17 protein-coding genes are annotated in these 14,670 nt (G+C 36.1%); all 17 read left to right on the top strand.

All coding sequences use genetic code 11. From position 1 onward, the window contains the following. Positions 1-14 precede the first annotated feature (14 nt). The 17 genes from H9636_RS01030 (at position 15) to qcrB (ending at position 14,665) form a co-directional block, all read left to right on the top strand. Positions 15-761, top strand: a complete 747-nt coding sequence (locus H9636_RS01030) for a heptaprenyl diphosphate synthase component 1 (protein ID WP_191705794.1) — start codon at positions 15-17, stop codon at positions 759-761. Positions 762-787: 26 nt separating this feature from the next. After that, complete coding sequence (locus tag H9636_RS01025; RefSeq protein ID WP_191705793.1) at positions 788-1,492, top strand: demethylmenaquinone methyltransferase; 705 nt, start codon at positions 788-790, stop codon at positions 1,490-1,492. A gap of 18 nt (positions 1,493-1,510) precedes the next feature. Further along, positions 1,511-2,485, top strand: coding sequence for a heptaprenyl diphosphate synthase component II (hepT, locus tag H9636_RS01020; RefSeq protein WP_191705792.1), 975 nt, complete (start codon positions 1,511-1,513; stop codon positions 2,483-2,485). A 117-nt stretch (positions 2,486-2,602) separates the two neighbouring features. Beyond that, the gene (ndk, locus tag H9636_RS01015; protein WP_191705791.1) at positions 2,603-3,019 is read left to right on the top strand and encodes a nucleoside-diphosphate kinase; all 417 of its coding nucleotides are present in this window, start codon (positions 2,603-2,605) and stop codon (positions 3,017-3,019) included. A 106-nt stretch (positions 3,020-3,125) separates the two neighbouring features. Further along, positions 3,126-3,377, top strand: coding sequence for a hypothetical protein (locus H9636_RS01010; protein WP_191705790.1), 252 nt, complete (start codon positions 3,126-3,128; stop codon positions 3,375-3,377). A gap of 120 nt (positions 3,378-3,497) precedes the next feature. After that, positions 3,498-4,268, top strand: a complete 771-nt coding sequence (locus H9636_RS01005; protein ID WP_191705789.1) for a CheR family methyltransferase — start codon at positions 3,498-3,500, stop codon at positions 4,266-4,268. 251 nt (positions 4,269-4,519) lie between these two features. After that, on the top strand, positions 4,520-5,701 hold the full coding sequence (gene aroC / locus H9636_RS01000) for a chorismate synthase (RefSeq protein WP_191705788.1): 1,182 nt from the start codon (positions 4,520-4,522) through the stop codon (positions 5,699-5,701). A gap of 3 nt (positions 5,702-5,704) precedes the next feature. Continuing rightward, complete coding sequence (aroB, locus tag H9636_RS00995; RefSeq protein WP_191705787.1) at positions 5,705-6,796, top strand: 3-dehydroquinate synthase; 1,092 nt, start codon at positions 5,705-5,707, stop codon at positions 6,794-6,796. Next, positions 6,793-7,170: a chorismate mutase gene (gene aroH, locus H9636_RS00990; RefSeq protein WP_191705786.1), complete on the top strand. Its 378-nt coding sequence runs from the start codon at positions 6,793-6,795 to the stop codon at positions 7,168-7,170. The genes aroB and aroH overlap by 4 nt, the downstream gene beginning before the upstream one ends. Before the next feature lie 13 nt (positions 7,171-7,183). After that, positions 7,184-8,284, top strand: coding sequence for a histidinol-phosphate transaminase (gene hisC / locus H9636_RS00985; RefSeq protein WP_191705785.1), 1,101 nt, complete (start codon positions 7,184-7,186; stop codon positions 8,282-8,284). Further along, the gene (locus tag H9636_RS00980; protein WP_191705784.1) at positions 8,281-9,378 is read left to right on the top strand and encodes a prephenate dehydrogenase; all 1,098 of its coding nucleotides are present in this window, start codon (positions 8,281-8,283) and stop codon (positions 9,376-9,378) included. The genes hisC and H9636_RS00980 overlap by 4 nt, the downstream gene beginning before the upstream one ends. 32 nt (positions 9,379-9,410) lie before the next feature. Next, complete coding sequence (aroA, locus tag H9636_RS00975) at positions 9,411-10,706, top strand: 3-phosphoshikimate 1-carboxyvinyltransferase (RefSeq protein WP_191705783.1); 1,296 nt, start codon at positions 9,411-9,413, stop codon at positions 10,704-10,706. 164 nt (positions 10,707-10,870) lie between these two features. Next, on the top strand, positions 10,871-12,106 hold the full coding sequence (locus H9636_RS00970) for a tetratricopeptide repeat protein (RefSeq protein WP_191705925.1): 1,236 nt from the start codon (positions 10,871-10,873) through the stop codon (positions 12,104-12,106). 16 nt (positions 12,107-12,122) lie between these two features. Continuing rightward, complete coding sequence (locus H9636_RS00965) at positions 12,123-12,680, top strand: ReoY family proteolytic degradation factor (protein ID WP_191705782.1); 558 nt, start codon at positions 12,123-12,125, stop codon at positions 12,678-12,680. 181 nt (positions 12,681-12,861) lie between these two features. Then, the gene (locus H9636_RS00960; protein WP_191705781.1) at positions 12,862-13,311 is read left to right on the top strand and encodes a YpiF family protein; all 450 of its coding nucleotides are present in this window, start codon (positions 12,862-12,864) and stop codon (positions 13,309-13,311) included. Between the two features lie 154 nt (positions 13,312-13,465). Next, positions 13,466-13,969 (top strand): QcrA and Rieske domain-containing protein, encoded by a 504-nt coding sequence (locus H9636_RS00955; protein ID WP_191705780.1) that lies wholly within the window; start codon positions 13,466-13,468, stop codon positions 13,967-13,969. 21 nt (positions 13,970-13,990) lie between these two features. Next, positions 13,991-14,665 carry a menaquinol-cytochrome c reductase cytochrome b subunit gene (gene qcrB / locus H9636_RS00950; protein ID WP_122970916.1) on the top strand — a complete coding sequence of 225 codons (675 nt, stop codon included), beginning with the start codon at positions 13,991-13,993 and terminating at the stop codon, positions 14,663-14,665. Positions 14,666-14,670: the final 5 nt, after the last annotated feature.

Here is a 14,670-nt window from a genome sequence, read left to right as displayed (position 1 = left end):
ATGGAGTAATATCTATGGATGCAACATACATTCAACAATCAATAGAACAATTAAAAACAAATATTTTCATGCATGTTCGTCATAGAACTTTACTGCAGTATACTGGAACACCAGTGGTGAATGAAAATCAATTGTTTTATTTATTATTACCATTTTTGAATGGAGAAAAATGGAATAAACAAATAGACGAAAGCGCTATTACAGTTGGAATCGTTCATGCTTCCCTTTATGAACATGAGAAGATTAATGAGAAAAATGCATTGAATAAAGAGCAGCAGCTAACAGTTCTGTCGGGGGATTTCTATAGCGGACGTTATTATGAAATTTTAGCTCGTTCTGGTAACATCTCGTTAATTCGACAGCTTTCTGAAGGCATTGTGAGTCGTTGTGAACATCAAATGAAAGTATATGAATCCAAACAATATACAATTGACCAATGGTATGAAACGATTTCAGTGATACAAACTGAGCTAATTAAAAGATTTTATCAAGTTTATGAATTTGAACAATATAGTGCATTTATGCATACAGGGTTACTGTTGCTTCAATTACTTGAGGAATATCGTCATCTCCAACAAGGCAAACCATCTATTTTATTTAAAAAAATGATCGAGAGTGCTGAGGATGAAAAATTATTTGAGAGTATGATTGAAAACCAAATTTCTTCTCTTAAAAATTTGTTAAACGAATATCTTCAATCGTCTAATGTATTAAAAGACGATTTAAAGTTATACATAAAGCAACAAATTGCGCTAAATTAGATTAGCGTTAGAAAGGTTTTGAAAAAATGGCAAAATCGAAAGAACAACATGTACACGAAGTTTTCGAAAGTATTTCAGAAAGCTACGATAAAATGAATTCAGTCATTAGTTTTAAATTACATGTCAAATGGCGTGAAGATACGATGAAGCGGATGAATGTACAGCCGGGCTCTAAATGTTTAGACGTTTGTTGTGGAACAGCGGATTGGACCATAGCATTAGCGAAGGCAGTAGGAGAAAACGGTGTTGTAAAAGGATTAGACTTTAGTCAAAATATGCTGAAAGTGGGAGAACAAAAAGTTGCCCCGTATCCACAGATTGAGTTAATTCACGGAAATGCTATGGAACTTCCTTTTGAAGATAACACTTTTGACTACGTCACAATTGGTTTTGGTCTTCGTAATGTTCCAGATTATATGCAAGTGTTAAGGGAGATGAATCGTGTCCTGAAGCCAGGTGGAATGGCTGTCTGCCTAGAAACGTCACAATCTGAAATACCTGTATATAGACAACTATTTCGTTTTTACTTTAACTATATCATGCCTTTATTCGGTAAACTTTTTGCTAAAAGCTATAAAGAGTATTCATGGTTACAAGAATCTGCGAGTGATTTCCCAGGGATGAAAAAACTTGCAAAAATGTTCCAAGATACTGGTTTTGAAAAAGTAACTTATAAAGGATATAGTGGTGGAGCAGCTGCAATGCATTTGGGTTTTAAAAAAGAAAATTAGGGGGAGAAGGTTTCACGCGTGGAAAAGATGAAGTTAAAAATACTCTATTCCGATTTGAAATCGGATATAGACATCATCGAAAAAGAATTGGAAAAAGCGTTAAACTCGTCTTCGCACTTGATAAATGATGCCTCTCTCCATTTACTACAATCTGGTGGTAAGCGAATTCGCCCGGTATTTGTATTAGTCAGTGCAAAATTTGGGCATTATAACATTGATAAGGTAAAAAATATCGCAGTGCCGTTAGAGTTAATTCATATGGCATCTCTTGTCCATGATGATGTTATTGATAATTCGGATTTGAGAAGGGGTACACATACTGTTAAAGCGCAATGGAATAATCGTGTTGCCATGTATACTGGCGACTTTATTTTTGCAAGGGCTTTAGAGTATGTAACATCTATCGAAAATAAAAGAGTCCATCAGATTTTAGCTAAAACAATGGTTGAAATTTGTAATGGTGAAGTTATACAAATAGAAGATAAGTTTCGTAAAGATCAAAACTTAAAAGATTATTTCCGTCGTATTAAACGAAAAACTGCTTTACTCATTGAATCGAGCTGTGAGCTAGGGGCAGTTGTTGGCGGATTAGATGATAAAAGTGTCGGTCATCTTAGACGATTTGGTTATTTTGTAGGGATGAGCTATCAAATCGTGGATGATATTTTAGATTTTACTGCAACTGATAAAGAGCTTGGTAAACCTGCAGGTAGCGATTTGTTGCAAGGGAATATTACGTTGCCGATACTTTTGTTAAAAGGAAATCCAACAATTGATCAATTTATAGACCAAGCATCTGTGGGAGAAGTTACAGAAAGTGGTCGTCTAGAAATGTTGAAAGTTGTTCGAAATTCCGATTCTATAAAACAATCTATTACAATCAGCAATCAATATTTAAGAAAAGCCTTAAAGGAAGTAGAGGCTTTACCAAATCACCCTATGAAAAAGAAATTACGGGATATCGCTTTATTTATTGGTAAACGAAAATTTTAAATGATCGATGAAGTGATTCGGTATATATTGGTTTTAGTTGATGTATCTAAGTTATTTTGGTAATATTTATCGGTAGGTGTAAATGCCTTATTAGAACTTAAGGAGTGTAAATAAAACATGGCAATTGAAAAAACATTTTTAATGATTAAACCAGACGGTGTAAAACGTCAAGTAATCGGAGATATCGTGAACCGTTTTGAACGTCGCGGATTTGAACTAAAAGGTGCAAAACTTATGGTAGCTAGCCGTGAAATCGCAGAAGCTCACTATGCAGAACATGCGGACAAACCTTTCTTTGGCGAATTAGTTGATTTCATCACTTCTGGCCCAGTATTTGCAATGGTATGGGAAGGTGAAAATGTTATTTCATTAGCTCGTACAATGATGGGTAAAACAAACCCAGCTGATTCTCAACCAGGTACTATCCGTGGTGACTTCGCTGTAACAGTTGCTGAAAACATTATTCACGGGTCTGATTCAGTAGAATCTGCAGAACGTGAAATTAGCTTATGGTTCGGTGAAGGTTTAGCTTAATAGTTAGAAAAACCAAAAACAACTGTCGTTACTTGCGATAGTTGTTTTTTTAGTGTAAATTAACAGAATAATTAGCTTTTAAGCCGAAATAAAGTGGGGGTTACATATGGGAACGATAATCGTTATTTGCGTATTTGTATTTTTAACGTTAGTGTCAATTTCGGGAATTATGACAGATTATTTAAACAAACAAACAAAATATAAATTAGAAGCGATGAAACAAGAAATAAAGTTAGAAAAATTAAGACAAGAAAGTTATATCGTTGAAACAGAAAAGCTACGTTTAGAAATAGAAAAAACGAGACAGCAGTTAGCAATTGATACTGCTAATCAATCTTCTTTACAAGAAAAACTGTAATCGGACTGTTATATTTTTCATCCCTGTGACGATAACAATATAGTTGGAATGATATATATTTAAGATTTTCTAAAATTCCGCTATAATAAATTTACGAATAATGAGGGGATAGATGGATCGATGTCAGATTATGAACAATTTATTGCCGGTATAAAACATAAGACGGGGATTGACCTTGCCCTATATAAAGAAGCGCAGATGAAGCGACGTTTAACATCCCTTTATGAGAAAAAGGGCTATCGTAATTTTGTTGAGTTTTTACATGCCCTCGAAAAAGACCGGGATTTAATGAATGAATTTTTAGATCGTATGACAATTAATGTTTCGGAATTTTATCGAAATAGTAAGCGTTGGGATGTACTGCAAAACAAAATTTTTCCATTATTATTGAATCATAATAAACGATTGAAAATTTGGAGTGCCGCTTGTTCAACTGGAGAGGAACCTTATACGATTAGTATGGTTCTATCCCACCATATTCCACTGTCACAAATTCAAGTTTTAGCAACTGATATTGATGAAAATGTCATTCAGAAAGCGAAACTAGGATTATATCCTGAACGCTCCCTTGAAGAAGTACCAGCAGATGTGAAAAATAAGTATTTTATCCAAGAAGGACCATTCTTCAAAGTAAAGGATGAAGTTAAACGGACTGTTACTTATAAAAAACATAATTTACTTAAGGATACATACGATTCAAATTTAGATTTAATTGTATGCCGAAATGTAATGATTTATTTTACTGAGGAAGCAAAGGATCAAATCTATCAAAAGTTTAGTCAGTCATTACGTCCAGGAGGGATATTATTTGTTGGTTCCACCGAACAAATTTTCAATCCTATCCGTTATGGATTTGAAGTTGTGGATACTTTCTTTTATCGAAAAATTTAAAATGAATAATTAAGGAAAAGAAAGTGTTAAGTGGCTTTTACTTTAAAACTTCTTTGAAATGGATCACGCTTTTCGTATGAACGAGAAGCGTATTTTTACTATTTAGACTTAAAGCTTGATTGTATGATGCCTTCATTTCTGAATATTCGGTACTATTTCTATTTAGTTTCAAAATTGCCACTGTTTTTTCATGTATAATATGTTATAGTAAAAAATACATACTTTAGCGAGTTGAAGGGAGAAAGTGTTTTATGCGTTACCTTACTGCAGGAGAGTCTCATGGACCCCAGTTAACTACCATTATTGAGGGGTTACCATCCCTTTTACCAATTACATCTGAAAAAATTAATTATGATTTAAAACGTCGTCAAGGTGGACATGGTCGTGGAAGACGTATGCAAATTGAAACGGACACAGTTGAAATCGTTGGTGGTGTTCGCCACGGGCAGACTTTAGGTTCCCCTGTTGCCCTAATCGTCAAAAATGATGACTGGAAACATTGGACTAAAATTATGGGTGCAGACCCACTACCAGATGATGTCGATCCAAACGAGATTAAACGTCAAATTTCCCGTCCCCGCCCTGGCCATGCAGATTTAGTAGGGGGCATTAAATATGGACATCGTGATTTACGAAATGTTTTGGAAAGATCTAGTGCCCGGGAAACGACGGTTCGTGTAGCTGTTGGTTCCGTAGCAAAGGCGTTACTAAACGAATTAGGAATTTCAATTGTAAGTCATGTAACGGAAATTGCAGGTATTAAAGCTGATACGACGAAAATTGAAGGGAAATCTACAAAGGAAATACGTGAAATTGTAGAACAAGATCCTTGCTATTGCGTTGACGAAGAAGCTTCAGCAAAAATGGTTGAAATGATTGATGAAACGAAAAAAGCGGGTGATTCCATCGGCGGTGTAGTGGAAGTGATTGTGGAAGGCCTTCCTGCTGGAATCGGTTCCTATGTTCATTACGATCGAAAATTAGACGGAAGACTAGCGCAAGCAATGTTGTCAATCAATGCGTTTAAAGGGGTAGAATTTGGTATTGGTTTTGAAATGGCCCGTCGTAAAGGATCAGAAGTTCATGATGAAATTTTATGGGATGAAGAAAAGGGATATACACGGAGAACAAACCGCTTAGGTGGGTTAGAAGGTGGTATGTCTACAGGTATGCCGATTGTCGTTCGAGGTGTTATGAAGCCAATCCCTACTCTATATAAACCACTTCAAAGTATAGATATCGAAACGAAAGAGCCATTTAAAGCAAGTGTGGAACGTTCTGATAGTTGTGCAGTACCTGCTGCCTCTATTGTTGCAGAAAATGTCATCGCTTGGGAAATTGCGAGTGTCATTGTGGACCAATTCCATAGCGATCAATTACCCCAATTAAAAGCACAAATTGATGAGATGAGAAAAGTTGCGAAGGAGTTTTAGTCAATGAAAATCCCCGTTAATACGGCTTCCCATCAGTATGAAGTGACAATAGGTAACGAGATACTTACGAATGCGATCGAATCTTATGGCAATTTAATAAAAAAGGCAGATAAATTATTCGTATTGACAGATAAAAATGTATGGGACAATCAAGGGACTTATTTTAAAGAGCATTTTCCATATCCTTTTGAAGTTTTTGTTATGCCTCCAGGGGAAGAATGTAAAAGTTTTGATAACTTTCAAGGGGCCCATACGTTTTTAATTGAAAAAAAATGTACTCGGAAATCCATTTTATTTGCATTTGGGGGAGGGGCAGTTGGTGATTTAACTGGTTTTGTTGCAGCGACATATATGCGCGGCATTCCTTTTATACAAATTCCAACGACTATTTTAGCCCATGATTCAGCAGTAGGTGGAAAAACGGCAATCAATCATCCACTTGGGAAAAATTTAGTGGGTGCCTTTTATCAACCAGAAGGTGTTATTTACGATATTCATTTTTTACAGTCTTTAAATGCACGGGAAGTTCGTTCTGGAATGGCGGAAGTCGTGAAACATGCCATGATTTCGGATGAGAAATGGCTAACAGAGTTAATGGCTAGCCCTGACTTTTATAAGATGGGACAGGAGAAATTAGCTCACCATCTAAAATTAGGAATTGAAGTAAAAGCGAAAATTGTAGCTGAAGATGAGACAGAACAATCCGTTCGAAAGTATTTAAACTTTGGTCACACATATGGTCATGCCTTAGAAGCAGCAGCGGGGTATGGGGGACTTGCCCATGGTGAAGCTGTCATGATAGGGATGGTTTATGCGTTATTATTAAGTGAGCGTTATGGCCATATTAGTCGTTCATTTACAAAAACATTCTTACACTATGCTTATCATACGGGATATCCGGTTGAACAATTAGCAAAATATCCGTTCGAAACTTTGCAGCCATTTATCGTGAAAGATAAAAAGGCAGAGTACGGGGAGTTAAAGTTTGTTTTACTAAGTAAAATTGGAAAGCCTTTTATGCAAACCATTGATTTAACAGAATGTAGAAAAGTAGATAGCGAGTTTCGAGCGTTAATTATGGAGGTATGTAAATGATTAGAGGAGTTCGAGGGGCAACGACGGTAACAGCGGATCAGCCTGAATTGATCTATAACGAAACCGAAATTTTAATGAAGGAGATTGTCAGACTTAATCAATTGCAACCAGAAGATATTATTTCGGTCTTTATCTCCACAACGACGGATTTAATTTCAGGTTTCCCAGCTAAGGCAGTTCGCTCCATTGAAGGGTGGCAATATGTTCCGACAATGTGTACCCATGAGATGAATGTCCCTAATGCTCTTCCAATGTGTATTCGTGTATTAGTCCATGTGAATACGGATCTAAGCCAAAAGGAAATTCGTCATGTTTATTTAAATAATGCAGTCGTACTAAGACCGGATTTAGTACAAGAGAAAAACCATAAATAGAGGAGACAGTTATATGAAGTGGAAACAACAAATATACGGAATGAAAGCTTACCAACCTGGTAAACCGATGGAAGAAGTAAAAAAAGAGTTTGGCTTAGATGAGGTCGTAAAACTTGCATCAAACGAAAACCCTTATGGTTTTTCACCGAAAGTAAAGGCTTTTTTGAATAATGAAGAAACGAATCATGCGATTTATCCAGATGGTTATGCTCAAAATCTTCGTACGGCAGTTGCCAATCATTTAGGAGTTAAAGAAACTCAACTGCTATTCGGAAACGGGTCTGATGACATCATTGCCATTATTACCCGCGCTCTTCTTTATCCTGGTGTAAATACTGTAATGGCTACCCCTTCCTTCTCCCAATATAGTCATAATGCTGAAATCGAAGGTGCTGAAGTAAGAAAAGTTCCTTTACAAAATGGTAAACATGATTTAAAGGCAATGCTGGAAGCGATTAATGAAAGTACTTCTGTCGTTTGGGTATGTAATCCTAACAATCCGACAGGTACAATTGTTGATCACAATGAATTAGAAATTTTTTTAAAGAGTGTTCCGAGTGATGTATTAGTTGTACTAGATGAAGCTTATTTTGAATATGTGGATTCAACTGAATATAAAGATTCAATCGGTTTCATAAATGAGTATTCGAATGTCATCATTTTGCGTACCTTCTCAAAAGCTTACGGATTAGCTTCTTTCCGTGTAGGATATGCCATAGCAAATGAAGAAGTAATTGCAAAACTTGATCCAGTTCGTGCACCGTTTAATAATACGATTTTAAGTCATAAAGTAGCCATCGTAGCTCTAGAAGATCAAGAATTTATTCATTCTTGTAAAGAAAAAAATAAGAATGGTAAAAAACAATTTGTTCATTTCTGTGAAAAACACGGGTTACATTACTACCCAACTCAAACAAACTTTATCCTATTTGAAGTAAAAGCAGATAGCGATGTGGTGTTTCATGAAATGATGAAACGAGGATTTATTATCCGAAGTGGTAATGCGTTAGATGCTCCAGGATATATTCGTGTAACCATTGGAACAGAGGAGCAAAATGAAAAATTTTTATCATTACTTGAAGAAGTGTTAACAGATCAAGGAGTTTTTGCATGACACGCAATGTCTTTGTAATAGGATTAGGATTAATCGGGGGCTCTATCGCCTTATCTTGTCAAAAAGCTCCGGATACAAAAGTGTATGGTTACGATCATAACGAAAAGACAAGAGCCCAAGCTGCAAAATTAAAAGTTGTCCACGAAGTCGTAGAAGATGTGACAGTAGCAGCAAGTATGGCAGATGTTATTATATTTGGTACACCGGTTAATGCGACAATTGAATGGTTAGAGCAATTAAAAAAATGGTCGTTAAAGAAAAACGTCATTGTAACAGACACAGGAAGTACAAAAGGCTTAATAATGGAAAAGGGAGCCGAGTTACGTGAATGCGGGATTACCTTTATTGGAGGACACCCGATGGCAGGTTCCCATAAAAGTGGTGTTCAAGCTGCTAAAGCCCATCTTTTTGAAAATGCTTATTATATGTTAACCCCTTTAAACAATGAAGCAGATGACAAAATTAAAGAATTAGAACAATTATTAAAATATACATTAGCAAAATTAGTTAGAGTAGATGCCCATGAACATGATCATATGACGGCGGTTGTTAGTCATTTTCCGCATCTCGTAGCAGCTTCCCTTGTACATCAATTAGACACAGAACAAAAGCGTTATCCTATGACAAGTCTACTTGCTGCAGGTGGTTTTCGTGATATTACCCGCATCGCTTCTTCTAATCCGCTTATGTGGAAAGATATTGTTTTACAAAATCGAGATGAGTTACTATCCCAATTAAACTTATGGTTAGAAGAAATGAATCGGGTCAAATCTTTATTGATTGACTATGATCAAACTGCAATTGAAGACTATTTTTCTACTGCAAAAGAAGTGCGAGATCAGTTGCCAATTTCAACGGGTGTTTTCTATTCAACTTACGATTTATACGTAGATATTCCTGATTATCCTGGTGTTATTTCCGAGTTGACAGGATATTTAGCTGAAGAAAAAATTAGCATTACAAATATTCGTGTTGTTGAAGCGCGGGAAGACTTATTTGGTATTTTAGTCATTAGCTTCCAAAATGCCGATGATCGTGATAAGGCTGAAAAATGTATTAGTAAAAAAACGAATTATGAAATGTATGTTTCGTAACAGGCACATTTGTTTCTGAAAGGAGTACTTGAATGTCTTCTACAAAAATTTTAGATAATAAAAATATTCGCCTTCAAGGTTCAATTACTGTACCAGGTGATAAATCAATCTCCCATCGTTCCATTATGTTTGGGTCAATAGCAAAGGGTAAAACGACGGTTAGCGGTTTCCTTCTTGGTGAGGATTGCTTAAGTACCATTGATTGTTTCAGGAAACTTGGTGTAGATATTGAAGTGAACGGAACGGATGTTACAATTCAAAGCAATGGCATAGATAAATGGGAAGAACCAAAGGAAGTACTTTATACAGGAAACTCAGGTACTACAACTAGATTAATGTTAGGCATTTTATCAGGTACGCATTTGCATACTGTCATGACCGGTGATGCCTCCATTGGTAAACGCCCAATGCGACGTGTAACGGATCCACTTCGTTTAATGGGAGCGAAAATTGCTGGTCGTGAGAACGGTCAATATACGCCTTTAGCCATACAAGGGACACAATTAAAAGCGATTGACTATACGATGCCAGTAGCTAGTGCTCAAGTGAAATCAGCTATTTTGCTAGCTGGACTTCGTGCTGAAGGAACTACAGTTGTCCGGGAAAAAGAAATTTCTCGTGATCATACAGAACGAATGTTAAAGCAATTTGGTGCAAACATCGAAGTTCGTGAAGGGGTCGTTTCCTTTGAAGGTGGCCAACAACTTCATGCAACACATGTCAATGTACCAGGGGATATTTCATCGGCTGCTTTCTTTTTAGTGGCAGGGGCGATTACCCCGAATAGTGAAATTACGATGAATAACGTTGGAGTAAATCCTACTAGAGCGGGTATTATTGAAGTTTTAGAAAAAATGGGAGCAGATATGGAAGTAATCGAGGATGACCATGCTGCTGAACCAACCGCTACCATTACAATACGCACATCTTCACTTCAAGGAACGACGATTGAAGGTGAAATGATTCCGCGACTGATTGATGAAATTCCAATCATTGCACTGTTAGCAACTCAAGCGAAAGGGACTACAGTTATACGCAATGCTGAGGAATTAAAAGTAAAAGAAACCGATCGCCTATCAGCTGTCGTAGCTGAGTTGAAAAAACTTGGCGCGAATATAGAAGCAACAGATGATGGTATGATTATTCAAGGACCAACACCTCTTCATGGTGGCCATTTACAGTCCTATGGTGATCATCGTATGGGTATGATGTCTGTAGTCGCTTCTTTTATTTCCTCATCACCTATTGAAATTGATGATACAGATTGTATCGCAGTATCATATCCTTCGTTTTTTGAACATGTTCGTAAACTGAAAAATGAAATATAATATAATAAGTCCACTTGATCAATGGATGGATACTATTTATAGTAGGTAGGATCTTCCCGAAATGGGGCAGGTCCTTTTTCTTGTTTCTATTAATTGAGTGAGGTAGCATAGTATATTGACTATGAATAAAAAGGTGAGTAATTTTGACAAATAACACGAATGAAATGATTCAAGCAATTCAAAATGGTGATTTACAACAAGTTAATGCTTATTTAGAGACGTTTTTGTTAAATGAAAATCCAGAGGTTCAGTATGAAATGGCAGATTTACTAATGCAATTTGGCTATCTATCGGAAGCAAATCGAGTATACGAACATTTACAGTTTTTATTTCCGGATGAAGCCCAAGTGGCCATTGATCGAGCTTCCGTCTTAATTGAATTGGGTGAAGAGGATGAAGCACTTCAATTATTAATGAATGTCGATTCAGAATCTCCTGAATATCCTCAAAGTCTATTACTTTTAGCAGACTATTACCAAATGCAAGGGTTATATGAAGTAGCTGAAATACGAATTAATGAAGCATTAGATTTATTGCCAAATGAGCCATTGTTACAATTTGCTAAAGCGGAATTACTGTTTGAAACAGGACGTTTCACTGAAGCAGCTCGTATTTATGAAGAATTGCATGGAAAACAAAGCGAAATAGCGGGAGTAGTACTTGCGGAGCGGCTTGCAGAAGTTTATCGTTCTGGAGGGGGCTATGAAACAGCCCTTGATTATTACATGGAAGCATTAGAAAAATCCGTAACACCGGATTTATTATTCGGATCAGCCTATGCTGCTTTTCAATCAGAAAAGTATGAATTAGCGATTAAACAGTTAGAAGATTTGAAGGAACTGGATGTTGATTATTTTAGTGCCTATTTATTATTAGCTGAAAGTTATGCAATGATAGAGGACAACCAAAAAGCGTTACACATTATTGAAGAAGGATTAAAACGGGATGAGTATGATAAATCCTTTTATCTATTCGCTGGTAAAATGGCGTTGAAAAATAGTCTTCCTGATAAAGCGATTCATTATTTACAACAAGCTATTGCTTTAGATGGTGAATATATGGAAGCCATTCTTGTGTTAATGTCGATTTATGCAAATCAGGAACGTTTTGGAGAAATTATCGATTTATATGAAGAATTAAAAAACGATGACTTTGATTGGAGCGCTTTATATCCAATAGTTGCAGATGCTTATGCAAAAGATGAGCAGTATGAACGCGCATACGAAATTTATAAGGTAGCATATAATGATTTTAAAGACGAACCGTCGTTTTTAGAAAAATATTGTTATTTCTTGATAGAAGAAGGAAAAAGAGATGAGGCACGCAATATTGTTAATCAATTAATCGCTTTAGAACCTACTGAGCAACAATGGTTAGATCTGCTTTACACTCTTGAATAAAAGGAGGGATAGCAAAATGACTTCTTCCGTTCCGATTATAGATAAAAAAACTTTTGTTCGTTGGTTTCTGAAAAATTTCCAATTGAAAAGAAGAGAATGTGTTTGGATTTTAAATTACTTATTAAGTAATGATAACTTGTTGGAAAATATTCACTTTGTTGAAGAAGCCCATTATTGTCCTCGTGCAATCGTTATGTCATCTGTTGATTCGAATGGGGTACCGTTTCGTTTCTACAAAGGGAATATTATGACAAGTGATGCAGAGAAGTCTTTTCACGATTTACGATTACATCCGAATGAAAGTATGTATATCCAACTGAATTTCCCCAATATACCACCAAGTGGTCAATATTTGGCGGTTCTAGAAGAAAATCCTTTTATGCCAAAATATTTACACATCAGTGAAAAGGATCGACTCATTGCAGAGGAAATGTTAAATAATAGTTTGTTGGCATTCCAAGAAGAAAAGCTATTAAAAGAAATTGACGATGCATTAGATAAAGGGGATAAAGAAAGATTTTATACGCTATCCAACTTACTCCAAGCATTAAAGCAAACATCGAAAAACTTTTAATTTGTCCCATTCAGCTGAAGCAATCATCGGCTGAATGGGAATTAAGTTGTTTGGACAATGTATTAATAGTATTTTAATAAAACGAAATACATACATAAAAGAAAAATAGTTTTTATCATTCAATGATAATTTTTTATTATTTTTGGCAATAGTAAATATTGATATAGATGGAGGAGAAACAATGTTTTTTAATGTAAATGATGTACAACAGTTTCAAACCCAAAAGGATTTTATCGATACGGTTCTCGTACCATTATTATCTTTAGATTTCGAAGAGGGGAAAATAAAACAAAGTAGTTCTGCTGCAGAGTTTCTTATGTCGCTTACTTCTTTTATTGAACAACAATTTAAAGGACGCTTAATGCTTGTTCCACCATTTTCTTATACCGAACAAACGAAGAGCGGGTTATCCATTACTTCATTAAAAGAAGAGCTAAACAATGCAGGGTTTAAACATGTCCTTTTTATTACAACAGATCATTCATGGACAAGCTTTAATGAGCAATTAGATATCCTATGGTTACCGTCTATTCCATTGGAATTTATGGATAGCACAGTAAAGAAAACAGTACTTGAAGAGCAACTTAAACAAGTGATTCCAATACTTTCTACCAAATGGTCTCAAAGTTAGCAAATTGTTTCATTAAATGTTCACAATCTTGTCGAATCTACTGAATGCATTATTGACCAACCTATTTTCTTGATATATCATAGATATGTCCTAGTATTACTATTTGTAAAAGTATGTCCGTTGGACTGACCTTTTAGTTAGAGGGGGGAAAAGGATGAGTAACAATCGAGTTTCAAGACGTCAATTTCTTAACTACACTTTAACTGGTGTTGGTGGATTTATGGCGGCGGGCATTTTAATGCCAATGGTACGTTTTGCAATTGATCCAGCGTTACAAACACATGCAGAAGGTGATTTTGTACAAACAAGTACAAAAGTTGCAGATCTTACAGAAGAGCCAGTAAAAGTTGACTTTTCATATGAACAAGTTGATGCTTGGTACAAATCAGAGGTTACTGATACTGCTTGGGTGTATAAAGAAGGAGATAAAATTATCGCTCTTTCACCAGTGTGTAAACATTTAGGCTGTACTGTAAACTGGAACAGTGATACAGCACACCCAAATCAATTCTTCTGTGCTTGTCACGGTGGACGTTACGAGAAAACTGGTAAAAACGTTCCGGGTACACCACCATTAGGTCCGTTGGACGAGTATGAAGTATCAGAAAAAGATGGCTTCTTATTGCTTGGGAAAAAAATGGCAAATACTTTAGTTTAATTAGTTAGGGGGTAGACAAGAGTGCTAAATAAAATTTATGATTGGGTCGATGAGCGACTAGATATTACTCCTATTTGGCGTGATATTGCCGACCACGAAGTGCCAGAGCACGTTAACCCTGCACATCACTTTTCAGCATTTGTATACTGTTTCGGCGGTTTAACATTCTTTGTTACAGTTATCCAGATCTTATCCGGTATGTTCTTAACAATGTACTATGTGCCAGACGTAGAAAATGCATGGAAATCAGTTTATTATTTACAAAACGAAGTAGCTTTTGGTGAAATTGTTCGTGGTATGCACCACTGGGGAGCTTCATTAGTTATCGTAATGATGTTCTTACATACACTTCGTGTATTCTTCACAGGTTCTTATAAAAAACCTCGTGAACTAAACTGGATTGTAGGCGTATTAATCTTCTGTGTAATGTTAGGTTTAGGTTTCACAGGATACTTATTACCTTGGGATATGAAAGCGCTATTTGCTACAAAAGTAGGTATCGAAATTGCCGCTTCTGTTCCGTTTATTGGTGAGCTGATTAAAGTTTTACTTGCAGGGGATGCAACAATAATTGGTGCTCAGACGTTAACACGTTTCTTCGCTATTCATGTATTCTTCTTACCAGCAGCATTATTTGCATTACTTGCAGCACACTTTATCATGATTCGTCGTCAAGGTATCTCAGGACCTCTATGATTTCG

Source organism: Ureibacillus galli (assembly GCF_014836845.1).
GTDB lineage: Bacteria > Bacillota > Bacilli > Bacillales_A > Planococcaceae > Ureibacillus > Ureibacillus galli.
Note: the sequence above shows the minus strand (reverse complement) of the source record. Positions and strands in the feature narration are given on the sequence as shown.